The 20,847-nt window shown below is 58.0% G+C and carries 21 protein-coding genes; 9 read left to right on the forward strand and 12 right to left on the reverse strand.

Annotation, left to right across the window (positions count from 1 at the left end; all coding sequences use genetic code 11):
* Positions 1-8: 8 nt before the first annotated feature.
* The 8 genes from QMG15_RS10395 to QMG15_RS10430 all read right to left on the reverse strand — a co-directional run bounded on the left by QMG15_RS10395 (position 9) and on the right by QMG15_RS10430 (position 8,478).
* Positions 9-737 carry an ABC transporter ATP-binding protein gene (locus QMG15_RS10395; RefSeq protein ID WP_281788549.1) on the reverse strand — a complete coding sequence of 243 codons (729 nt, stop codon included), beginning with the start codon at positions 735-737 and terminating at the stop codon, positions 9-11.
* 1 nt (position 738) lies between these two features.
* Positions 739-1,509 carry an ABC transporter ATP-binding protein gene (locus QMG15_RS10400; protein ID WP_281788550.1) on the reverse strand — a complete coding sequence of 257 codons (771 nt, stop codon included), beginning with the start codon at positions 1,507-1,509 and terminating at the stop codon, positions 739-741.
* Positions 1,506-2,594 (reverse strand): ABC transporter ATP-binding protein, encoded by a 1,089-nt coding sequence (locus QMG15_RS10405; protein ID WP_281788551.1) that lies wholly within the window; start codon positions 2,592-2,594, stop codon positions 1,506-1,508. Before QMG15_RS10405 ends, QMG15_RS10400 begins: the two co-directional genes overlap by 4 nt.
* A 5-nt stretch (positions 2,595-2,599) precedes the next feature.
* The gene (locus QMG15_RS10410) at positions 2,600-3,529 is read right to left on the reverse strand and encodes a branched-chain amino acid ABC transporter permease (protein WP_281788552.1); all 930 of its coding nucleotides are present in this window, start codon (positions 3,527-3,529) and stop codon (positions 2,600-2,602) included.
* Between the two features lie 3 nt (positions 3,530-3,532).
* Positions 3,533-4,822: a replication-associated recombination protein A gene (locus tag QMG15_RS10415; protein WP_281788553.1), complete on the reverse strand. Its 1,290-nt coding sequence runs from the start codon at positions 4,820-4,822 to the stop codon at positions 3,533-3,535.
* A gap of 74 nt (positions 4,823-4,896) precedes the next feature.
* Positions 4,897-5,415, reverse strand: a complete 519-nt coding sequence (locus QMG15_RS10420; protein WP_281788554.1) for a DNA-deoxyinosine glycosylase — start codon at positions 5,413-5,415, stop codon at positions 4,897-4,899.
* Between the two features lie 8 nt (positions 5,416-5,423).
* Positions 5,424-6,077: an outer membrane lipoprotein chaperone LolA gene (gene lolA / locus QMG15_RS10425; protein ID WP_281790122.1), complete on the reverse strand. Its 654-nt coding sequence runs from the start codon at positions 6,075-6,077 to the stop codon at positions 5,424-5,426.
* 49 nt (positions 6,078-6,126) lie between these two features.
* Positions 6,127-8,478 carry a DNA translocase FtsK gene (locus QMG15_RS10430; protein WP_281788555.1) on the reverse strand — a complete coding sequence of 784 codons (2,352 nt, stop codon included), beginning with the start codon at positions 8,476-8,478 and terminating at the stop codon, positions 6,127-6,129.
* 104 nt (positions 8,479-8,582) lie between these two features.
* Here QMG15_RS10430 and trxB point away from each other — a divergent pair, with 104 nt between their 5' ends.
* The 3 genes from trxB to rpmG all read left to right on the forward strand — a co-directional run bounded on the left by trxB (position 8,583) and on the right by rpmG (position 10,084).
* A complete protein-coding gene (gene trxB, locus QMG15_RS10435) occupies positions 8,583-9,539 on the forward strand; it encodes a thioredoxin-disulfide reductase (protein ID WP_281788556.1) in 957 nt (318 codons plus the stop codon).
* Positions 9,540-9,654: 115 nt separating this feature from the next.
* Positions 9,655-9,888: a 50S ribosomal protein L28 gene (rpmB, locus tag QMG15_RS10440; RefSeq protein ID WP_100131507.1), complete on the forward strand. Its 234-nt coding sequence runs from the start codon at positions 9,655-9,657 to the stop codon at positions 9,886-9,888.
* A 25-nt stretch (positions 9,889-9,913) separates the two neighbouring features.
* Positions 9,914-10,084, forward strand: a complete 171-nt coding sequence (gene rpmG, locus QMG15_RS10445; RefSeq protein ID WP_100131508.1) for a 50S ribosomal protein L33 — start codon at positions 9,914-9,916, stop codon at positions 10,082-10,084.
* A 120-nt stretch (positions 10,085-10,204) separates the two neighbouring features.
* Here the strand turns inward: rpmG and QMG15_RS10450 are convergent, their stop codons facing one another.
* Both QMG15_RS10450 and QMG15_RS10455 read right to left on the reverse strand, forming a co-directional pair.
* Positions 10,205-11,416: a fatty acid desaturase gene (locus QMG15_RS10450; RefSeq protein ID WP_108358129.1), complete on the reverse strand. Its 1,212-nt coding sequence runs from the start codon at positions 11,414-11,416 to the stop codon at positions 10,205-10,207.
* 51 nt (positions 11,417-11,467) lie between these two features.
* Positions 11,468-12,802: an RsmB/NOP family class I SAM-dependent RNA methyltransferase gene (locus tag QMG15_RS10455; RefSeq protein ID WP_281788557.1), complete on the reverse strand. Its 1,335-nt coding sequence runs from the start codon at positions 12,800-12,802 to the stop codon at positions 11,468-11,470.
* 20 nt (positions 12,803-12,822) lie between these two features.
* On the opposite strand from QMG15_RS10455, the gene QMG15_RS10460 reads away from it, so the two are divergent.
* Positions 12,823-13,065, forward strand: a complete 243-nt coding sequence (locus QMG15_RS10460; RefSeq protein ID WP_281788558.1) for a DUF1653 domain-containing protein — start codon at positions 12,823-12,825, stop codon at positions 13,063-13,065.
* 59 nt (positions 13,066-13,124) lie between these two features.
* Complete coding sequence (gene purN / locus QMG15_RS10465; protein ID WP_281788559.1) at positions 13,125-13,715, forward strand: phosphoribosylglycinamide formyltransferase; 591 nt, start codon at positions 13,125-13,127, stop codon at positions 13,713-13,715.
* 129 nt (positions 13,716-13,844) lie between these two features.
* Here purN and QMG15_RS10470 read toward each other — a convergent pair whose 3' ends face one another.
* Entirely contained in the window at positions 13,845-14,402 is a 558-nt protein-coding gene (locus tag QMG15_RS10470) for an HNH endonuclease (RefSeq protein ID WP_281788560.1), read from the reverse strand.
* A gap of 109 nt (positions 14,403-14,511) precedes the next feature.
* On the opposite strand from QMG15_RS10470, the gene QMG15_RS10475 reads away from it, so the two are divergent.
* The 4 genes from QMG15_RS10475 (at position 14,512) to QMG15_RS10490 (ending at position 19,773) form a co-directional block, all read left to right on the forward strand.
* Positions 14,512-15,486: a bifunctional riboflavin kinase/FAD synthetase gene (locus QMG15_RS10475; RefSeq protein WP_281788561.1), complete on the forward strand. Its 975-nt coding sequence runs from the start codon at positions 14,512-14,514 to the stop codon at positions 15,484-15,486.
* 128 nt (positions 15,487-15,614) lie between these two features.
* Positions 15,615-18,500: an isoleucine--tRNA ligase gene (gene ileS / locus QMG15_RS10480; RefSeq protein WP_281788562.1), complete on the forward strand. Its 2,886-nt coding sequence runs from the start codon at positions 15,615-15,617 to the stop codon at positions 18,498-18,500.
* A gap of 20 nt (positions 18,501-18,520) precedes the next feature.
* Positions 18,521-19,021 (forward strand): signal peptidase II, encoded by a 501-nt coding sequence (gene lspA, locus QMG15_RS10485; protein WP_281788563.1) that lies wholly within the window; start codon positions 18,521-18,523, stop codon positions 19,019-19,021.
* 2 nt (positions 19,022-19,023) lie between these two features.
* The gene (locus tag QMG15_RS10490; RefSeq protein WP_281788564.1) at positions 19,024-19,773 is read left to right on the forward strand and encodes a 2OG-Fe dioxygenase family protein; all 750 of its coding nucleotides are present in this window, start codon (positions 19,024-19,026) and stop codon (positions 19,771-19,773) included.
* A 16-nt stretch (positions 19,774-19,789) separates the two neighbouring features.
* On the opposite strand, the gene QMG15_RS10495 is transcribed toward QMG15_RS10490, so the two are convergent.
* Positions 19,790-20,773 carry a quinone oxidoreductase gene (locus QMG15_RS10495; RefSeq protein ID WP_281788565.1) on the reverse strand — a complete coding sequence of 328 codons (984 nt, stop codon included), beginning with the start codon at positions 20,771-20,773 and terminating at the stop codon, positions 19,790-19,792.
* Positions 20,774-20,847 lie beyond the last annotated feature (74 nt).

Raw genomic sequence — 20,847 nt, forward strand, 5'->3', positions numbered from 1 at the left:
TGCCACGCTTATTCGCCTAAATAAGCCTCGCGCACTTTCGGGTCATGCAGCATCTCGTGCGCATCACCACTCAAGGTGATCAAGCCCGACTCCATCACATAAGCACGGTCTGCAATTTGCAAGGCGCGGCTGGCGTTTTGTTCGACCAACAAAATCGTCACACCTTGGGCTGACACCTCTTGAATCACTTCAAAGATTTTGTCCACCATGATGGGTGACAAACCCATCGACGGCTCATCGAGCAACAACACTTTGGGACGGCTCATCAACGCACGGCCCATCGCCAACATTTGCTGCTCACCCCCAGACATGGTGCCGGCCAATTGGTCGCGGCGTTCTTTGAGGCGTGGGAAGGTGGTGAACACACGTTCGATGTCCTCCGCAATGGCAGCGTTGTCATTGCGAATGTAAGCACCCATTTGCAGGTTCTCCACGATGGTCATCCGGGTGAACACACCGCGACCTTCAGGCACCATCGCTAGGCCTTGTTGCACCAAATCCCAAGGACCTTGCCCGTCAATGGTTTTGCCAGCCAGCTGAATGTGACCGCCCCCCAAAGGCAACAGCCCTGTGATGGCTTTCATGGTGGTGGTTTTGCCTGCGCCGTTGGAACCGATGAGCGAAACCAACTCGCCCTCGCGCACCTCTAGGCTCACGCCCTTGACGGCTTGAATGCCGCCATACGCCACCTTCACATCGTGGACGCTCAACAGCACCGCTGCGTGGTCGTGTTTCATCTCAATGCCCTCCCGTGCCGAGATAGGCTTCAATCACTTGCGGGTCGCGCTGCACTTCGGCAGGTGTGCCATGAGCAATCACCTTGCCGTAGTCGAGCACGGTCACGCGGTCACACAAGCCCATGACCAACTTCACATCGTGCTCAATCAACAACACGGTGCGGTGGTCGCGGCGAATTTTGTCAATCAACTCGCGCAGCTGCACTTTCTCGGTGGCGTTCATGCCAGCGGCAGGTTCGTCCAGCGCAATGAGCTGCGGGTCGGTGGCCAAGGCCCGCGCAATTTCTAAGCGACGCTGGTCGCCATAGCTCAGCGTGCGGGCTTTGTAGTCGGCCAAGTTGGCAATACCCACGTAGTCCAGCAGTTCACGGGCGCGTTGCTCAATCGCCAACTCTTCGGCTTTGAATTTGCTCGTTCTGAAAATCGCACCGAGCAAGCCGGAACCCGTGCGCACATGGCGGCCCACCATCACGTTTTCCAACGCGGTCATTTCGGCAAACAAACGGATGTTTTGAAACGTGCGCGCAATGCCCGCCTGCGCCACCAAGTGCACCTCGGTGGGTTCATACGGTTTGCCTGCCAGCTCAAAGCTGCCACTGTCAGGCGTGTACAAGCCTGTGATGACGTTGAAGAAGGTGGTCTTGCCAGCACCGTTGGGGCCAATCAGACCATAGACCTGTCCGCGTTCAATTTGCATGCGCACATCGGTCAGGGCCTGCAAACCACCGAAGCGTTTGGAAATGCCTGAGACATTCAACACGAGGTCGCTCATCGCGCACCTCCTTGTGGGTTGAGGTTTTTGCCATGTTCAGGCGTGGGCCACAAACCGCGCGGTTTCCACAGCATGATGGTGACCATGGCCAAGGCAATCAGCAGTTGACGCAAGATGGCGGCGTCTAAACGGCCATCGGTCATGGCTTGCAAGGGGCTGGCCACATAGCGCAACACCTCAGGCAAAGCAGCCAACAACACCGCACCCAAGATGACGCCGGGCAAATGACCCAAGCCGCCCAGCACCACCATCGCCACAATCATCACCGACTCCATGAGGCTGAAGGACTCGGGCGACACAAAACCTTGGAAGGCCGCAAACATCGCACCCGAAATACCGCCAAACGTGGCGCCCATGCCAAAGGCCATGAGCTTCAAGTTGCGCGTGTTCAAGCCCATGGCTTTGGCGGCAATTTCGTCTTCACGAATCGCCATCCAAGCGCGGCCAATGCGCGAGTACTCAAGGCGATGGCAAATCACCACACTCACGACCACGAGCGTGAGAAACAGGTAGTAATACAAGGTGACCGAAGACAACTCGATGAAGCCCAAATCCAAACGCTTGGACAGCGGGTAGCCAAACACACTCACCGCATCAATCTGCCCCAAGCCCTTGGGGCCGTTGGTGATGTTGACGGGGTGGTCGAGGTTGTTCAAAAACACGCGGATGATTTCACCAAAGCCCAAGGTGACGATGGCCAAGTAGTCGCCGCGCAGCTTCAAGGTGGGCGCGCCCAACAGCACACCAAACAAACCAGCCAAGCCTGCGGCAAGAGGCAACACCAGCCATAAGCTGAGATGCAAACCATCGGGGAACATCACCGCAATCCACGGAAACACATCGGTCAAATGGGGCGAAGCCAAAAGCCCAAACAAATACGCGCCCACGGCGAAGAACGCCACATAGCCCAAATCGAGCAAGCCCGCGTAGCCCACCACGATGTTCAAGCCCAGCGCCAGCAACACGTACAGCAGTGACATGTCGGCAATACGCACCCACGCATTGCCAAAGCTTTGCAACACCAGTGGCAACACCAGCAGCACAGCGGCCATGAACCAACGATTAGAAAAGAGTTTGTGTGTCATGGTGATCAAGCCCTGTCTGCCACGCGCTCACCCAACAAGCCGGAAGGGCGCAATGTGAGCGTGACGATCAACACAATGAACGCCAAGATGTCGGTGTAGTGGCTGCCCAGCACACCACCGGTGAGCTCGCCCAAGTAGCCTGAGCCAATCGATTCAATCAAGCCCAGCAGCAAGCCGCCCACCACCGCGCCGCCCAAGTTGCCAATACCGCCAAACACCGCAGCGGTGAAGGCTTTGAGGCCCGGCAAGAATCCCATCGCATGGTGCGCGGTGCCGTAGTTCATAGCCCACATCACACCGGCAATGGTGGCCAACACCGCGCCGATGATGAAGGTGGCAGAAATCACCACATCGGGCTTGACGCCCATGAGGCTGGCCACGCGAGGGTTCTCAGCGGTGGCGCGCATGGCGCGGCCTAACTTGGTGCGATTGACCAACCACGACAACACGGCCAAGGCCACAGCTGTGAGGCCCAAAATCATCAACTGCGTGGGTGTGATGACGGCCTCGCCAATTTCAAACGGCGTGGTCGGCAAGAGCGTGGGGAAGGGTTTGTAGTTGGGCTTCCACACAATCATGGCCAGCGTTTGCAACAAGATCGACATGCCAATGGCGGTGATGAGCGGGGCCAGCTTGGGCGCATTGCGCAACGGGCGGTACGCAATTTTTTCAATCGCGTAATTCAATGCGGCGGCAGCGATAGACGCCAACACCATCGAGATGAGCAACAACACCCAACCCGGCGTATCGGGCATGAGCGGCTGCAAAAGGCCGATAACCGACCAGCTGCACAAGGCCCCAATCATCAACACCTCACCATGCGCGAAGTTGATGAGGTTGATGATGCCGTAGACCATGGTGTAGCCCAAAGCGACCAGTGCGTACATGCTGCCGAGCACCAAGCCGTTGATGACTTGTTGAAGCAAGACGTCCATGTGTTATTTACCTGCTTGTTGATTTTTGTCGCGCAAGTGGCGCAACTTGTCGGCGATTTTGATCTCTAAACCACGCTCGACAGGGCGGTAGAAGCCCGTAGTCTCTAGGCCTTCAGGCATGTAGTTTTCGCCCGCGGCAAAGCCGTCTTCTTCGTCGTGGGCGTAGCGGTAACCCTTACCCCAATCCATGTCTTTCATCATCTTGGTGGGGGCGTTGCGCAGGTGCATGGGTACGGGGCGCGTGCCGTCTTTTTTGATGAGGGCTTTGGCTTCGTTGTAGGCCTTGTACACCGCGTTTGACTTAGGCGCCACGGCCAAATACACCACGCATTCAGCCAGCGCCAGCTCGCCTTCGGGTGAACCCAAGCGTTCATACACCTCGGCTGCATCCAGCGCCAAACGCAAAGCGCGTGGGTCGGCCAAACCAATGTCTTCGGCGGCCATGCGAATCAAACGGCGCGCCATGTATTTGGGCTCGGCCCCGCCATCGAGCATGCGCACCAACCAATACAAAGCCGCATCGGGGTCTGAGCCACGCACCGATTTGTGCAGCGCACTGATGGTGTCGTAAAACTGTTCGCCACCTTTGTCGTAGCGGCGCATGCGCTCGCCCAGCACGCGCATCAGCCATGTGTCATTGATTTCTTCCAGTTTCTCGCGCTTGGCCGCGACCGATAAGGTCTCGAGCGTGTTGAGCAATCGGCGTGCGTCGCCGTCGGCATAGGCAATCAGTCGCTCTAGCGCTGCGTCTTCCAAAGCGGGTACGGCGCCAATGGCTTGCGCTTTGGCAATGATTTGCGTGAGGTCGTCCACGCTGAGCGACTGCAACACATACACCGCTGCACGCGACAACAAGGCCGAGTTCACCTCGAACGACGGGTTCTCGGTGGTGGCGCCAATGAAGGTGAACAGACCGGATTCGACATGCGGCAAAAACGCGTCTTGCTGACTTTTGTTGAAGCGGTGCACCTCGTCCACAAACATGATGGTGCGTTTGGGGTCGAGTGAGTCACGGGCCGCGATGGCCAGCTCCACCGATTCGCGAATTTCTTTCACACCGCCCAGCACGGCGCTGATAGACAAGAACTGGGCATCAAACGCATCGGCCATCAAACGGGCGATGGTGGTTTTGCCCACGCCGGGCGGGCCCCACAAAATGCAGCTGTGCGGCTGGCCCGACTCAAACGCCACCCGCAAGGCCATGCCTTCGCCCAGCAAATGCTGCTGACCAATGACGTCGCCGAGCGTCCGTGGACGCAGACGTTCGGCGAGAGGAATGTGGGTGGAGGACACGCTTAAAAAGGCTTTGATTTGTACAAGCTGTGAGTGTAGCGAAGGGCCAGCAACGCTGGACTTCAAGCGGGCGTTCAGCGCAGCAAGCCCGCCGCGTGAAACACCTCACGCCACGCCTCTAACTTGCGTGCCAACGTCCAGCTCGCATTCGCGGGGCTGGTGGACGGCAAACGATGCACGGGCAAGCCCAAAGCCCGGGTGAGCTTGGCGTGTTTGAAGCTTTCACCGCCGTTGTGCGCAATCGCCACCAACGCGGGGCAACGTACACGCAAGCTTTGCAAGTCATTGGGCTGTGCGTTTTGGATGTTGGCGTCTAGGCTGCCCTCGCGCTCGCAGGCGGCGTACACATCCCACAAGCCCACGCCTTGGCTGAGCAGCCACTGCGCACGTTCGGCATAGGGCGTGGCTAGCACGTCTACGGCATGGGGCGACAACAGCGTGCCCATGATTTTCCAAAACTGGTTTTGTGGGTGGCCGTAATACTGCTGCGCGCGCAGCGAGGCCACGCCAGGAAAACTACCCAACACCACCAAGCGTGTGTTGGCGTCCAGCAAAGGTGGTAAGCCTTGCAACACGGGCGCGGCCTGTGTCATATGGACGCTTAAGGACGAATGACGCTCACGCCTTTGGGCGTCACAAAGTTGAACTGCGCTGCGCCGAGGTTGGCAGGGTTCACTTCAAAACGCTCAAAGCTGAGCACTGAGCGTTGGCCCATGGCATCAAAAATTTCGAGCTTACTGAGGCTCACTTGCGCGCCATCGGCACGCAAGCCTATGCGCACCGATTGGATGGTGCTCTCGCGGTTTTTGGGCGTGGCTTGCACCCACTGCAAACCATCGACGTCCGCCTGCGCTTCTAAGCTGAACTCTTTTTGCAAGGTGCCCAAGTCCACCGCTGTGGCGACCAAGGCAGCAGGTGTGCTGCTTAAGGCTTGCGCTTGTTTGCGTGCGGTCACTTGCTCCAGGTCGGCGTCGTACAACCACAGGGTTTGACCATCGGCCACGATGACTTGCGGAAAAGGTTTGACGTAATCAAAACGAAAGCGCGTGGGGCGCACAAACGAAAACTGCCCCGTCGATGTTTTGCTACGCACCGTGGTCTGCCCTGCTTTGGCAGGCGGCGTGACCACTTGCGTGAAATCAGCTCGGCCACTTTTGGTGGATTTCAAAAACGTTTCCAGTGTGTCTAAGCTGCTGGCAGACGCAACACCTGCGCTCAGCGCTGCGATGGTCAAGCCAGCGCCAACTCCGCGCATGGCGCGATTCACAAAAGCTGAAACCTTGCTCAAACTCTGCGCAGTGTTTTTATTCATCACGCTTGGGCACCAAAATTTCGCGCTGGCCATTGCTGCTCATGGCACTGACCATGCCAGCTTTCTCCATGTCTTCCACCAAGCGTGCGGCGCGGTTGTAGCCAATCTTCAAGTGCCGTTGCACCAACGAGATGCTGGCCTTGCGGTTCTTCAAAACCACCTCAACGGCTTGGTCATACATCGGGTCTTTTTCAGCCGCGACTTCGCCAAACAAATCGGGGCCTGAGGCATTGCCATCGCCATCGACCGTGCCGCCTTCGAGCACGCCTTCGATGTAGTCGGGCTCGCCTTGGCTCTTCAAGTAGTTCACCACGCGGTGTACTTCTTCGTCGCTCACAAACGCACCGTGCACACGCACGGGAAAGCCTGTGCCGCTGGCCATGTAAAGCATGTCACCCATACCCAACAGCGCCTCAGCGCCCATTTGGTCAAGGATGGTGCGGCTGTCAATTTTGGAGCCCACCGAGAACGCGATACGCGTGGGAATGTTGGCTTTGATCAGGCCGGTGATGACGTCCACACTCGGACGCTGCGTGGCCAAAATCAAATGGATACCGGCTGCACGCGCCTTTTGCGCCAAACGTGCAATCAGCTCTTCAATCTTCTTGCCCACCACCATCATCAAGTCGGCCAACTCGTCAATCACCACCACGATGTGTGGCAAGCGTTGCAGTGGCTCGGGCTGCTCGGGGGTCAAGCTGAAGGGGTTGTAGATGAACTCTTCGCGCGACGCGGCTTCGTCAATCTTGGCGTTGTAACCCGCGAGGTTACGCACGCCCAGTTTGCTCATGAGCTTGTAGCGTTTTTCCATTTCGCCCACGCACCAGTTCAGGCCGTGTGCGGCTTGGCGCATGTCGGTCACCACAGGGGCCAGCAAATGCGGAATGCCTTCGTAGACCGACATTTCCAACATCTTGGGGTCGATCATCAGCAAGCGCACATCGCGGGCTTCGGCCTTGTAGAGCAAGGACAAAATCATGGCGTTGATACCCACCGATTTACCTGAACCGGTGGTACCCGCCACCAACACGTGAGGCATCTTGGCCAAGTCGGCCACGATGGGGTTGCCCACAATGTCTTTGCCCAAGCCCATGGTGAGCATGGACTTGGATTCGTTGTACACATCCGAGCCCAAAATTTCGCTCAAGCGAATGGACTGACGCTTGGCGTTGGGCAATTCCAGCGCCATGTAGTTTTTGCCGGGGATGGTTTCGACCACGCGAATCGACACCAGCGAGAGTGAACGCGCCAAGTCTTTGGCGAGGTTCAACACTTGTGAACCCTTCACGCCGGTGGCGGGCTCAATCTCGTAGCGGGTGATCACAGGGCCAGGCGATGCTGCCACCACACGCACTTCGACGCCGAAGTCTTTGAGTTTTTTCTCAATCATGCGGCTGGTCATTTCCAGCGTTTCGGGGGCCACGGTGTCTTGACGAATCAGCGGGTCGTCCAGCAAATCGACTTGCGGCAAGCGGGAATCCGTGGCTGCGTCGGTGAACAAGGTCTTTTGGCGCTCTTTGGCCACGCGTGCGCTCTTAGGCACTTCAATCACTTCGGGCTCGATGTGCACGGTGATGGGCGGATGCTCTTTGATTTCCACGCGCTCTTCAAACACCACTTCTTCGCGCTCGCGGGCGGCCACCAAGCCGTAGGCCACATCTTCTTCGCGCTCGCGGCGCTCGCGCCATTTCTCGTACATGCCGTCTAGCAAAGCACCCATGTTTTCAGCGGTTTGGCCCCATGAAAAGCGAAACACCCACGAGGCACCGACCACACCAAACACAATGAAAATCAAACCGGAGCCATTGAAACCCAACCAGTTCAAGCTGGATGGGCCCACCAAGTAACCCAACACACCGCCACTGCTGTGGCCGGGCAAACGGTCTTCAAAGCGGTACATGCGCGTCCACTCCAAACCCGTGCTGGAAATCAACAGCAAAGCCAAACCTGCCCAAAACGCAAAGCGCGTGTAGCGCCAGCCGGTATGTTCAGGCTGTGGCTCGTCTTCGTCGCGCAAACGGTTGGCCAACGCAGCCAACCAAGCCGCCAGGGCGGCGACATAGCACCACCACACCGAATAGCCGAGCAAGAAAAAGCTCAAATCGCCGAACAACGCGCCCAAGCGACCACCAAAGTTGCGCACGGTGGTGCCCGAACCCGACGTGGTCCACGCAGGGTCAAGCGGCGAATGGGTCAGCAGCGCCAGCAGCCAAAAAGTCATGAACACAAAGCCAGCCGTCAGCGCAATTTCTTGCGCGAAGCGGCGAAAACCTGTGGGCTTGTGGTCCGCGTCGGCAGCAGAGGCGCGCGGGTCATTCTTTAATGTATTGAGCGAGTAAGTCATGTCTAGAGGGAGAGCTTACCCGAGCGGCAACCACACGCCGTCAGGGGTAAAGGGAGAGGTTCTTACAATCTTGTCTTTATTGTCTCTTTGATTGCGTTGCTCAGATGTCTACCACCCAACACGCCCAAGTTTTGATTCTCGGCTCCGGCCCTGCTGGCTACACCGCCGCTGTTTATGCAGCCCGCGCGAACCTCAAGCCCCTGTTGATCACCGGCATGGCCCAAGGCGGCCAACTGATGACCACCACCGAAGTCGACAACTGGCCTGCCGACGTGAATGGCGTGCAAGGCCCAGAGTTGATGCAACGCTTCCAGCAACACGCAGAGCGCTTCAACACCCAAATCGTGTTTGACCACATCAACCAGGTCGATTTTTCCAAGCGCCCTTTCACTTTGACCGGCGACAGTGGCACTTACACCTGCGACACGCTCATCATCTGCACGGGCGCATCGGCCAAGTACTTGGGCCTGCCTTCTGAAGAAACCTTCATGGGCCGCGGCGTGTCGGGCTGTGCCACGTGCGACGGTTTCTTCTACCGCGACCAAGTGGTCAGCGTGGTCGGCGGCGGCAACACTGCGGTGGAAGAAGCCCTGTACCTCTCCAATATTGCTTCTAAAGTTCACTTGGTGCACCGCCGCGAGACCTTCAAGGCCGAGGCCATCATGATCGACAAGCTCATGGAAAAGGTCGCCGCAGGCAAGATCGTGCTCGAAACCAACAGCACTTTGGACGAAGTTTTGGGCGACGCCTCTGGCGTGACAGGCATCCGCTTGAAAAGCACCGCCGACGGCAGCACACGTGACATCGCCACCCAAGGCTGCTTCATCGCTATCGGCCACTCACCCAATACTGGCATTTTTGAAGGTCAACTGGCCATGAAAAACGGCTATTTGCTGACCAAGAGCGGCTCTGAGGGCTTTGCCACCATGACCAGCGTGCCCGGCGTCTTTGCGGCAGGCGACGTGCAAGACAACATCTACCGCCAAGCCATCACCAGCGCTGGCACGGGCTGCATGGCAGCTTTGGACGCCCAGCGCTTCTTGGAGCAAGGCGCCCACTAAAAGACGCTACAATCTCAGGCTTTGCTGAATTCAGCGAAGAAGATGGGTTACCGCCACCCTTTTTGGCGAGGTGAGGCGCTCGTGGGAACGACCGCCGTTGATATGGAGTGTCCACATGGCACGCGTATGTGAAGTAACGGGCAAAGGCCCAATGTCTGGGAACAATGTTTCCCACGCGAACAACAAAACAAAACGCCGTTTTTTGCCTAACCTGCAATACCGCCGTTTCTGGGTAGAGACTGAAAACCGTTGGGTTCGCTTGCGCGTCTCTAGCGCAGCTCTGCGTTTGATCGACAAAAACGGCATCGACGCCGTGTTGGCTGACTTGCGTTCGCGCGGTCAAGCTTAATTCCAGTTACTGAAAGGACACGATCATGGCATCCAAAGGCGGACGCGAAAAAATCAAGCTGGAATCGACAGCCGGCACAGGTCACTTCTACACGACCAGCAAAAACAAGAAAACAATGCCCGAGAAAATGTTGATCATGAAATTTGATCCCAAAGCTCGCAAGCACGTTGAATACAAGGAAACCAAACTGAAGTAATTCAGGCTGGACCTTATCAAGAACCCGCTCATCGCAAGATGGCGGGTTTTTTGTTGTCTGTACAAAGTTACCCAAAAGAAAAGGCACCCGAAGGTGCCTTTGTCGTATTGGCAGAAGCGTTTATACGCGTGCCGCACGCAAGTGCATCGAGAATTCTTGCAAAGCAGCAATACCGCTGGTCTCAGCGCGTTTGCACCAAGCTTGCAGGTCTAGCGCCAGTTGCGCACGGTTGTGGTTGGTGTTGAGCCACAACTGACGCAACTCTTCACGCATCTTCACCATGGTGTCCACGTCGGGCAAAACCGCACGGGCTTGGGCCAGTTCACCCACCACAGCAGCTGGCACTTTCTCAGCATCACGGTGCATCCAACGTTTGGCCGCCGCCAACACAGAGTCGGCAGGCAAGGTGGACATGCTGGACAACTCTTGGTTCATGGCCAACCGCAGTTGACGGGCGTAATTGGCCATCACTTCGTAACGGTTGGCAATGACAGCTTCCAAAGTCTTTTCATCCGCCACAGGCTTGATGTCGCCAAAGGCCAACTTCGGCACTGTTTTCTTCACAGTGGCCAAACCGCAAGTTTCCAAAATACGGATGTAGAGCCAGCCCAAGTCGAACTCGTAGGGCTTGACCGACAACTTGGCCGAGGTGGGGTACGTGTGGTGGTTGTTGTGCAACTCTTCGCCGCCAATGATGATGCCCCATGGCGAAATATTGGTGCTGGCGTCTGGCGCCTCAAAGTTGCGATAACCCCAGTAATGGGCTGCACCGTTGATGATGCCAGCGGCAGTGACGGGAATCCACATCATCTGCACGGCCCAAACGGTCAAACCCAAAGCGCCAAACAAAGCCAAGTCGATGACCAACATCAATGACACACCCAGCACAGAGTGCGGGGTGTAGACGTTGCGCTCGATCCAATCATTGGGTGTGCCGTGGCCAAAACGCTCGAGGGTTTCGAGGTTTTCAGCTTCTTTGCGGTAAAGCTCCGCGCCCGTGAACAACACGGTTTTGATGCCGTGAATGTGTGGGCTGTGTGGGTCTTCCGCTTGCTCGCACTTGGCGTGGTGCTTGCGGTGAATCGATGTCCACTCTTTGGTCACTTGGGCGGTGGTGAGCCACAGCCAAAAACGGAAGAAGTGGGCCGCAATCGGATGCAAGTCCAACGCGCGGTGCGCCGAGTGGCGGTGCAAATAAATGGTCACGCTGGCGATGGTGATGTGTGTGAGCACCATCGTAACGATGAAGACTTGCCAGCCAGAAAAGTGCAGCAAGCCATAGCTCAGCCAGTTCAACGTGGCATCAAGCCAAGCCCAATTGGGTAACAACATGTCTATCTTTCAGTTTTATGAAAATAACCTTCAATTTTAGGGTTTAGGTGCTTATTTGGCTACCCAAACCGCGGCGAAGAAGCCGTCGGTCGCATGTAGATGGGGCCAAAGGCGCAAATACAAGCCGTCGGTTGTACAAAGCGAAGCGGCATTGGCTACTTTCAACTCAGTCAAGGTGTCGGCTGCTGACAACGGCACAAAGTTGGGATGGGCTGCACTGAAGGCTTGGGCAATCGCCTCGTTCTCTTCAGGCAACACGCTGCACGTGGCATAAACCAAACGGCCACCCGACTTCACCAAGCGCGCGGCGCTGGCCAAGATGGAGGTTTGCTTTTCGGTGAGCTCTTGCACGGCCTTGGGCGATTGACGCCACTTCAGGTCGGGGTTGCGGCGCAAGGTGCCTAAGCCCGAACAAGGCGCATCCACCAACACGCGGTCAATCTTGCCGCTCAGGCGCTTGACGCGCTCGTCGCGCTCATGCGCAATGGCGGATGGGTGGACGTTGGACAACTTGCTGCGCGCCAAGCGTGGCTTGAGCGACTCCAAGCGATGGCCCGAGGTATCAAACGCATACAAACGGCCTGTGCTGCGCATGGACGCGCCAATGGCCAGCGTTTTGCCGCCCGCGCCCGCGCAAAAGTCGACCACCATCTCGCCGCGCTTGGCGTCGAGCAACAGGGCCAACAACTGCGAGCCTTCGTCTTGCACTTCAATCGCGCCACGCGAAAACGCGTCCAGGCCCGACAAGGCGGGCTTACCTTCAATGCGCAAGCCCCAAGGCGAAAACGGTGTGTCCACGGCCTTGATGCCCGCGAGCTTCAACTCGTGCTGCACATCGGCGCGTTTGTCGGTGAAGGTGTTCACGCGCAAGTCCAGCGGTGCGCCGCCGTTCAGGCGTTCGACCAAAGGCCAAAAGCCCTCGCCCACTTGGGCTTTGAGCGGCTCCACCAGCCACTCGGGCATGTTGTGGCGGTGGCGCTCCATCAGGTCAGCGGGGCTCACGGCTTCGCAGGCTTCGAGCCAGGCAGCTTCTTGTTTGTTGAGCGCGCTCATCAAAAAGTCGAGCGGGCTGTTGTTGGCGTGCTTGGCGCTTTTGGGGGCGTTGTTGGCAGGCGCTTGGTCTTTCAGATGCTGGGCAAAGCCGAGGATGGCCAAGCGGCGCTCTTTGGGGCCGGAGCCCGAAGGCGCAAAGTGGTCGAAGCGCAGTTTGTTGCGCAACACGTTGTAAGTGGTTTCGGCCAAGGCAGCACGCTCGCGCGGGCCGAAGGCATAGGTTTTACGGTAGTCACGGAAAAACTTAGACACCACTGCGTCGGCAGGGTGGTCAAACTTCAAAGTGAGGCGAACAAGCTCAGTACAAGCTTCAAGAAGGGCTTTTGGATGCATAGGGTGTATTGTCCCATCCTATGAACGACCAAGACCTCCCCCCATTACAAGAAACCCCCATCGGCCTGTATCGCCACTACAAAGGCGGCCAATACGAGGTGATTGGCACAGCCCGCCACAGCGAAACGCTAGAAGCCATGACCGTTTACCGAGCCTTGTACGGCGCGCACGGCCTGTGGGTGCGCCCTGCGGCGATGTTCAGCGAAACCATTGAAATTGATGGTGTTGTGCGTCCGCGCTTTGAAAAAGTGCAAGACACTTAAAAGTTAACCTGCGCGCGTGTATGCAGAAGCACATCCACACCCGCTGATAATTCGCGGCAATGAAAAACATCGTCATCTTGATTTCTGGCGGCGGCTCCAACATGGCCGCCATCGTGCGCACAGCGCAAGCCCAAAACTGGGCCAAGCAATTCAACGCGCAGGTCAGCGCTGTCATCAGCAACAAAGCCGATGCCAAAGGCTTGGCGTTTGCCAAAGAACACAACATCGCCACGGCGGTCATTGACCACAAAGCCTTCGCCGACCAGCCCCAACCCCGCGAAGCCTTTGACGCCGCGTTGATGGCAGAAATTGACAAACACCAGCCCCACCTTGTGGTGTTGGCAGGATTCATGCGCATCCTCACCCCAGGCTTTGTGGCGCACTACGAAGGCCGGTTGCTCAACATCCACCCCTCACTCCTGCCCGCCTTCCCCGGCCTGCACACCCACGAACGCGCCATCGAAGCCGGCTGCAAATTTGCCGGCGCCACCGTGCACAGCGTGACTGCTGAACTAGACCACGGCCCCATCCTCGCGCAAGCCGTCGTACCCGTGCTGCCCGACGACACGGCGGACACACTGGCTGCGCGGGTGTTGACGCAGGAGCATTTGATTTATCCGAAGGCGGTGGCGGAGCTACTGGCGAAGTAAACAGACGGAGTGAAGAACCTCGTAGCTGAGAAGGGAATGGCCAGCTGACGATTTCTGGTACTCCAGCATGAGGAAGATGGCCATTTCCTTCTCAGCGAAGCGCCAGAGCCCATCCCGAAAGAAGCAGACTCAAGCCAAGAGCCGAGAACTCTTAGGCACATGCGCCATCAAAAACTCCATCTGGTCCGCCAAGATACGACGGTTTCTCAGGATGAAGTCCTCCCACAGCGACGGCTCATACGGCGTGTAAAGCAACGGCATACGCGCCTGCTCGGGCGTGCGGTTGCCCTTGCGGTGGTTGCACGATTTACACGCCGTCACCACATTCATCCAAGTGTTCGGGCCACGTTGGCCAATCGGGCGAATGTGCTCACGGGTGAGTTCTGATTCATGGAAATGGTCGCCGCAGTACGCGCAGATGTTGCGGTCGCGGCTAAAGAGCTTGTCGTTGGTCAGGCCCGATTTCAAATCAAACGGGTTGATATTGGGCACGCCCTTGGTGCCGATGATGCTGTTGACCGTGATGATGGACTGCTGTCCTGTGATGGCATTGGTGCCGCCATGAAACACCGCCACTTCGCCGCCAGATTCCCAGCGCACTTCGTCAGCCGCGTAGTGAATGACCGCTTGTTCCAGCGATATCCACGACTGCGGTAGCCCTTGGGCAGACAGTTTCAAGACCTTCACACCTGACCTCCATTCGCTTTAAAAACGACCGTTGGGGAATGCACATCTATCGCTGACAATATACCTTTATTGAGTGACGGTTTTATAGCTGTCGCATTTCACCTAAGTTATGCAAATTTTCAGAGGCTTTCATCACCCGAAATTGGCCAAGGCCTGCGCTTTGACCATTGGCAACTTTGACGGCGTCCACCGTGGCCACCAAGCCATGCTGGCCTTGCTGAAGAACGAGGCGCGCCACCGTGGTGTGCCCAGTTGTGTGATGACGTTTGAACCGCACCCGCGCGACTTCTTCGCCGAGCAGCACCAACAGCCCGACCTCGCCCCTGCCCGCATCGCCACGTTGCGCGACAAGCTCAACGAGCTTCGGGCCTGCGGCATCGACCAATGCGTGGTGCTGCCGTTTGACCAAGCCTTTGCCGCGCAACAACCGCAGGCCTTCATCGAAGAGGTGTTGGTCAAAGGCCTGGGCGTGAAATACGTCTTGGTGGGTGACGACTTCCGCTTCGGGGCCAAACGCGCGGGCGACTACGCCATGCTCGACGCCGCAGGCACGGCCCACGGTTTTGACGTGGCCCGCATGAACAGCTACGAGGTGAAGAACCTGCGCGTCTCCAGTTCTGCCGTACGCGACGCCTTGGGCCGCGGAGCCATGCAAGAGGTGGCGCAGCTGCTGGGCCGACCTTATGCCATTTCGGGCCATGTGGTGCATGGCCGCAAGCTGGGCCGCGAACTGAACTGCCGCACGCTCAATTTACGCTTCAGCCACTGGAAGCCTGCTGCCAGCGGCATCTTCGTGGTGCAGGTACACGGCTTGACCGAGCAGCCCCTGGCGGGCGTGGCCAATTTGGGCATTCGCCCCTCGCTCGACCCTAGCGATGTGAACGGCGGCCGCGTGCTGCTGGAAACCCATTGCCTCGACTGGCCCACCAGCCTAGGCGCCGAGGGGGGCTACGGTAAAATCATCCGCGTGGAACTGCTGCACAAATTACACGACGAGCTGAAGTACGACGGTCTGGACGCCTTGATGCAAGGCATACACAAAGACTGCGACGACGCACGCGCCTGGCTCGCAGCCCGAATTTGACGGGGCGTGCAGCCCCACGTTCTGCACACGGCCCCGCACTTCTTTCTCTTCGTCTGCCTTGAAGCCCGCCCTTTAAACGCGGCTTTTGCAGCACCCACCCAAATTTAAGCCTACGACCTGAGATCGCCATGACCGACAAAGCCACCCCATCGTCCACCGATTACCGTGCCACCCTCAACATGATGGACACCCCGTTCCCCATGCGTGGTGACTTGCCCAAACGCGAACCCGCTTGGGCCAAGCAATGGAACGAGCACGGCTTGTACAAAAAACTGCGCGCGGCTCGCCAAGGCGCACCGCTCTTTGTGCTGCACGACGGCCCGCCCTACGCCAACGGCAAGCTGCACATCGGCCACGCGCTGAACAAAGTGCTGAAAGACATGATCGTCAAGTCCAAGCAATTGGGCGGATTTGACGCGCAATACATCCCCGGCTGGGACTGCCACGGTTTGCCCATCGAAAACGCCATCGAAAAACTGCATGGCCGCAAACTCAGCCGCGACGACATGCAGGCCAAGAGCCGCGCCTTCGCCACCGAGCAAATTGACCAACAACGCGAAGACTTCAAACGCTTGGGCGTGCTGGGCGACTGGGAGCGCCCCTACCGCACCATGGACCCCGCCAACGAAGCCGGCCAACTGCGCGCCTTCAAACGCGTGATGGAACGTGGCTTTGTCTACCGCGGCTTGAAGCCCGTGTACTGGTGCTTTGACTGCGGCTCGTCATTGGCCGAGTTTGAAATTGAATACGCCGACAAAAAGAGCGACACGCTCGACGTGGCCTTCTTGTGTGCCCAGCCCGAGAAACTGGCTGCTGCATTTGGTTTGCCCAAGCTCGACAAGCCAGCGTTCGCCGTCATCTGGACCACCACCGCGTGGACCATCCCTGCCAACCAAGCGCTCAACATGCACCCCGAGATTGACTACGCCTTGGTGGATACCGAGCGTGGCTTGTTCTTGTGCGCGGCTTCGTTGGTCGAGAAATGTTTGGCGCGTTGGAAGCTCGAAGGCCAAGTCGTTGCGACCGCCAAAGGCGACAAGCTCGGCCTCATTGAATTCAACCACCCACTGTCACACGTAGACGCTGGCTACCAACGCACAGCCTCCGTGTTCTTGGCCGACTACGTGGGCGAGAGCGACGGGACAGGCATCGTGCACAGCGCACCCGCCTACGGCGTGGATGACTTCAACTCATGCATGGCCAACGGCATGAAGTACACCGACATCTTGAACCCCGTGCAAGGCAACGGCGCATACGCCGCTGACTTCCCGTTGTTCGGTGGCCAACACATCTGGAAAGCTGTGCCCGTCATTCTGGAAGCGCTGCAAAACGCAGGCCGCTTGATGGCCACACAAACCATCACGCACAGCTACCCACATTGCTGGCGTCACAAAACGCCTGTCATCTACCGCGCGGCAGCGCAGTGGTTCATCCGCATGGATGCGTTTGACAGCACCACCGAAAAAACCACGGGCAAGTTCATCACCGACAAGTCGAGCAAGTCATTGCGCGAACTCGCATTGCACGCGATTGACCAAACCCACTTCTACCCAGAAAACGGCCGTGCACGTTTGCGCGACATGATTGCCAACCGCCCCGACTGGTGCATCTCGCGCCAACGCAGCTGGGGTGTGCCCGTGCCGTTCTTCTTGCACAAAGACAGCGGCGAGTTGCACCCACGCACCATGGCCATCATGGACCAAGCGGCCGACATCGTTGAAAAAGGCGGCATCGAAGCGTGGAGCCGCGTGACGGTGGAAGACATCCTCAACCAGCCCGGCGACGACGCAGCCAGCTACACCAAGAGCACCGACATCTTGGAAGTGTGGTTTGACTCAGGTTCCACCTTCCAACACGTGCTGCGCGGCAGCCACAAAGATGCCTACGACCGTGCGCCGCACCACGACCAAGGCCCAGAAGCCGACTTGTATTTAGAAGGTCACGACCAACACCGCGGCTGGTTCCACAGCTCGCTGTTGCTCGGCTGCGCCTTGTACGACCGCGCGCCCTACAAAGGTCTGCTGACCCACGGCTTTGCCACCGACGGCCAAGGCCGCAAGATGAGCAAGAGCTTGGGCAACACCGTCGCACCGCAAGAAGTGAGCGACAAGATGGGCGCCGAAATCGTGCGCTTGTGGGTGGCCAGCACTGACTACTCAGGCGACCTCAACATCGACGACAAAATCTTGGCCCGCGTGGTCGATGCCTATCGTCGCATCCGCAACACGCTGCGCTTCTTGCTCGCCAACGTGAGCGACTTCGACCCAGCCAAAGACGCCGTGGCGTTTGACGACCTGTTGGAAATCGACAAGTACGCGCTGTCTCGCGCTGCGCAAGTGCAGGCCGACATCTTGAGCCACTTCGACAAGTACGAGTTCCACCCCGTGGTGTCGAAGTTGCAGCTGTATTGCTCGGAAGATTTGGGCGCGTTTTATTTGGACGTGCTCAAAGACCGCCTGTACACCACAGCGCCTAAGTCACTCGCACGCCGCAGCGCGCAAACCGCGTTGCACCAAATCACCCACGCCATGCTGCGTTGGATGGCCCCGTTCCTCAGCTTCACCGCTGAAGAAGCGTGGACCACGTTTGGCAAGTCTGAGTCGATCTTCTTGGAAACTTTCACCAACCTCGGCGCAAGCAACGCAGCCTTGATGGACAAGTGGCATGCCGTGCAGCAAGTGCGCGAAATCGCCAACAAAGAAATCGAGAACAAACGCACCGAAGGTTTGGTGGGCGCATCATTGCAAGCAGAGTTGGTCATCCACTGCGATGGCGCAGCCTATGACGCCTTGGCTTCATTGGGCGACGACTTGAAGTTTGTGTTCATCACCTCCAAGGTCACTTTGGCAAAAGGCGAAGGCTTGACCGTCGACGTCAAAGCCAGCGCAGCCACAAAGTGCGAACGCTGCTGGCACTACAGCGACGATGTGGGCCACAACGCCGCTCACCCCACCCTGTGCGGCCGTTGCGACAGCAACTTGCACGGCGACGGTGAAGTGCGTCATTTCGCCTAACGCCTTCACGAAAGCACCCCATGGCACGCCACACTTTCATCCGCAACACCACCTCGTATTGGGTGTGGTTAGGGCTCGCTTTGGTGGTGCTGCTGGCCGACCAGTTCACCAAGGTGTTGATGGTCAGCGCGTATCAGTTGGGCGAAGGTTTTCCCGTCACCAGCTTTTTCAACATCGTGCGTGTGCACAACGAAGGCGCTGCGTTTTCGTTCCTCGCCACAGCGGGCGGTTGGCAGCGTTGGTTCTTCACGGGCCTCGGTGTGGTGGCCACCATCGCCATGGTGTGGATGCTCAAAAAACACCCTGGTCAAAAACTGTTTGGCTTTGCCATTGCCTGCATCTTGGGCGGCGCAGTGGGCAATGTGATTGACCGCGTCTTATACGGCTACGTGGTGGACTTCTTGGATTTTTATTACGCCGGCATTCACTTCCCCGCGTTCAACATTGCCGACAGCGGCATCACGGTAGGCGCAGCCTGCTTGATCTTGGACGAAGTGCTGCGCGTGCGTCGCGGAAACTGACCATGCAAATACTGTCACCCCAAACCATCACCGTTGCCGAGCTGAGCGCCACGGTTCAACACAAAGGCTACGGCATGCTCAGCGCCGCCAGCGTGGCCGAGTGGGCAGGTTGTGAATTGAACGCGCTGCAAGCCCTGTCGCCCAACTGGGACGACATGCCGCCAGACAACTATTTGAAAGACGGAGGCCGCTACCGTCGTCGCCGTCACAGCAGCTTTGTATTTGAAAACGGCGCCCTGCACCCAGTGCCCCACCGCGCCCATTGGCAGTCCCTCGACTACAACGCGCTGCACGGCGGCATGGAGCGTTGGTTTGAACCCATGCACGAAGCCACCGTGGCATCGACCGCGTGGACACAATTGCTCACCGCATTTGCGCGCACAGCAAGCGAAGTGCGCGGCACACCCAACACCAAGTGGTGCATCGAAGCGCATCAGTTCCGCATTGACACCACCGACGGCATTGGCCGGCCCACGCCCGAGGGTGCGCATCGCGATGGCGTAGATTTTGTGGCGGTGTTCATGGTCAACCGCACCCACATCAAAGGCGGCGAAACCCGCGTGTTTGAAGCCAACGGCCCACAAGGCGAGCGCTTCACGCTGAGCGAGCCTTGGTCGTTGATGCTGTTAGACGACACCCGCGTGATTCACGAAAGCACGCCCATTCAGCCCTTGGCTGAGGGCGGCCATCGCGATACGCTGGTGCTCACCTGCCGCGCAGACAAGTTTCAGGACGCCGAACCCAGCGTCTGAAACCTCTGCGCTGTCATCACAAAGTGATGATGGTGCAACCCGTGGTTTTGCGGGCTTCCAAGTCGCGGTGCGCTTGGGCGATGTCGGCCAATGGGTAGGTTTGGTCGATGTGAATCTTCACCTTGCCGCTGGTCACCGCGTCAAACAAATCGTCGGCCATTTCTTGCGTGCTTTCGCGCGTGACGATGTGGCTGAACAAAGTTTGGCGGGTGAGATAGATGGAACCTTTAGGGCCCAAGATGCCGGGAGCAATCGGTGCAGGAGCGCCTGATGCGTTACCAAAACTGGCCATCAAACCAAACGGGGCCAAGCAGTCGAGTGACTTGTCCCAGGTATCTTTGCCCACCGAGTCGTAGACCACTTTCACGCCCTTGCCGCCTGTGATGTCTTTCACGCGGGCCAAGAAGTCTTCCGTGTTGTAGTTGATGACGTGGGCGGCACCGTTGGCCTTGGCCAAAGCGCACTTGGCATCGCTGCCTGCCGTGCCAATGAGTTGGTAGCCCAAGGCCTTGGCCCATTGGCAAGCGATCAAGCCCACACCGCCAGCGGCTGCGTGGAACAAGATGAAGTCACCGGCTTTCAAACCGCCTTGAGGCAGCGTGCGCTTGAGCAAATACTGCGCGGTCAAACCTTTGAGCATCATGGCGGCGCCAGTTTCAAACGAAATCGCGTCTGGCAATTTGCACACGCACTTGGCGGGCATCACACGCTCTTCGCAGTAGCTGCCGGGGGGTTGGCTAGCGTAAGCAGCGCGGTCGCCCACTTTCAAATGGGTCACGCCTTCGCCCACGGCTTCGATGATGCCGGAGGCTTCCATGCCCAAATGCAAAGGCATGGGCAGTTGGTACACGCCACTGCGTTGGTACACATCAATGAAGTTCAGGCCAATGGCTTTGTGGCGAATGCGAATCTCGCCTGGGCCGGGTTGGCCCACGGTCACGTCAACGAGCTTGAGCTCTTCGGGGCCGCCGTGTTGTTCGATGATGACTGCTTTGGTCATGGGGTGATGCTCCAGATGTGGGTGAATTTTTTAAGACGCTGAATCCTGCCATGAAACTGGTGGCTCGGGTGTCG

Origin of the sequence: Limnohabitans sp. INBF002 (genome assembly GCF_027924905.1) — a bacterium.
GTDB lineage: Bacteria > Pseudomonadota > Gammaproteobacteria > Burkholderiales > Burkholderiaceae_C > Limnohabitans.

Bases quoted from the DNA above. Each gene is read 5' to 3' on its own strand.
- QMG15_RS10475 (WP_281788561.1), top strand. From the start codon at position 14,512: ATGCAAATTTTCAGAGGCTTTCATCACCCGAAATTGGCCAAGGCCTGC.
- QMG15_RS10420 (WP_281788554.1), bottom strand. From the start codon at position 5,415: ATGACACAGGCCGCGCCCGTGTTGCAAGGCTTACCACCTTTGCTGGAC.
- QMG15_RS10495 (WP_281788565.1), bottom strand. From the start codon at position 20,773: ATGACCAAAGCAGTCATCATCGAACAACACGGCGGCCCCGAAGAGCTC.
- ileS (WP_281788562.1), top strand. From the start codon at position 15,615: ATGACCGACAAAGCCACCCCATCGTCCACCGATTACCGTGCCACCCTC.
- rpmG (WP_100131508.1), top strand. From the start codon at position 9,914: ATGGCATCCAAAGGCGGACGCGAAAAAATCAAGCTGGAATCGACAGCC.
- QMG15_RS10460 (WP_281788558.1), top strand. From the start codon at position 12,823: ATGAACGACCAAGACCTCCCCCCATTACAAGAAACCCCCATCGGCCTG.
- QMG15_RS10405 (WP_281788551.1), bottom strand. From the start codon at position 2,594: ATGACACACAAACTCTTTTCTAATCGTTGGTTCATGGCCGCTGTGCTG.
- QMG15_RS10490 (WP_281788564.1), top strand. From the start codon at position 19,024: ATGCAAATACTGTCACCCCAAACCATCACCGTTGCCGAGCTGAGCGCC.
- QMG15_RS10400 (WP_281788550.1), bottom strand. From the start codon at position 1,509: ATGAGCGACCTCGTGTTGAATGTCTCAGGCATTTCCAAACGCTTCGGT.
- purN (WP_281788559.1), top strand. From the start codon at position 13,125: ATGAAAAACATCGTCATCTTGATTTCTGGCGGCGGCTCCAACATGGCC.
- QMG15_RS10395 (WP_281788549.1), bottom strand. From the start codon at position 737: ATGAAACACGACCACGCAGCGGTGCTGTTGAGCGTCCACGATGTGAAG.
- QMG15_RS10430 (WP_281788555.1), bottom strand. From the start codon at position 8,478: ATGACTTACTCGCTCAATACATTAAAGAATGACCCGCGCGCCTCTGCT.
- lolA (WP_281790122.1), bottom strand. From the start codon at position 6,077: ATGCGCGGAGTTGGCGCTGGCTTGACCATCGCAGCGCTGAGCGCAGGT.
- lspA (WP_281788563.1), top strand. From the start codon at position 18,521: ATGGCACGCCACACTTTCATCCGCAACACCACCTCGTATTGGGTGTGG.
- trxB (WP_281788556.1), top strand. From the start codon at position 8,583: ATGTCTACCACCCAACACGCCCAAGTTTTGATTCTCGGCTCCGGCCCT.
- QMG15_RS10410 (WP_281788552.1), bottom strand. From the start codon at position 3,529: ATGGACGTCTTGCTTCAACAAGTCATCAACGGCTTGGTGCTCGGCAGC.
- rpmB (WP_100131507.1), top strand. From the start codon at position 9,655: ATGGCACGCGTATGTGAAGTAACGGGCAAAGGCCCAATGTCTGGGAAC.
- QMG15_RS10455 (WP_281788557.1), bottom strand. From the start codon at position 12,802: ATGCATCCAAAAGCCCTTCTTGAAGCTTGTACTGAGCTTGTTCGCCTC.
- QMG15_RS10450 (WP_108358129.1), bottom strand. From the start codon at position 11,416: ATGTTGTTACCCAATTGGGCTTGGCTTGATGCCACGTTGAACTGGCTG.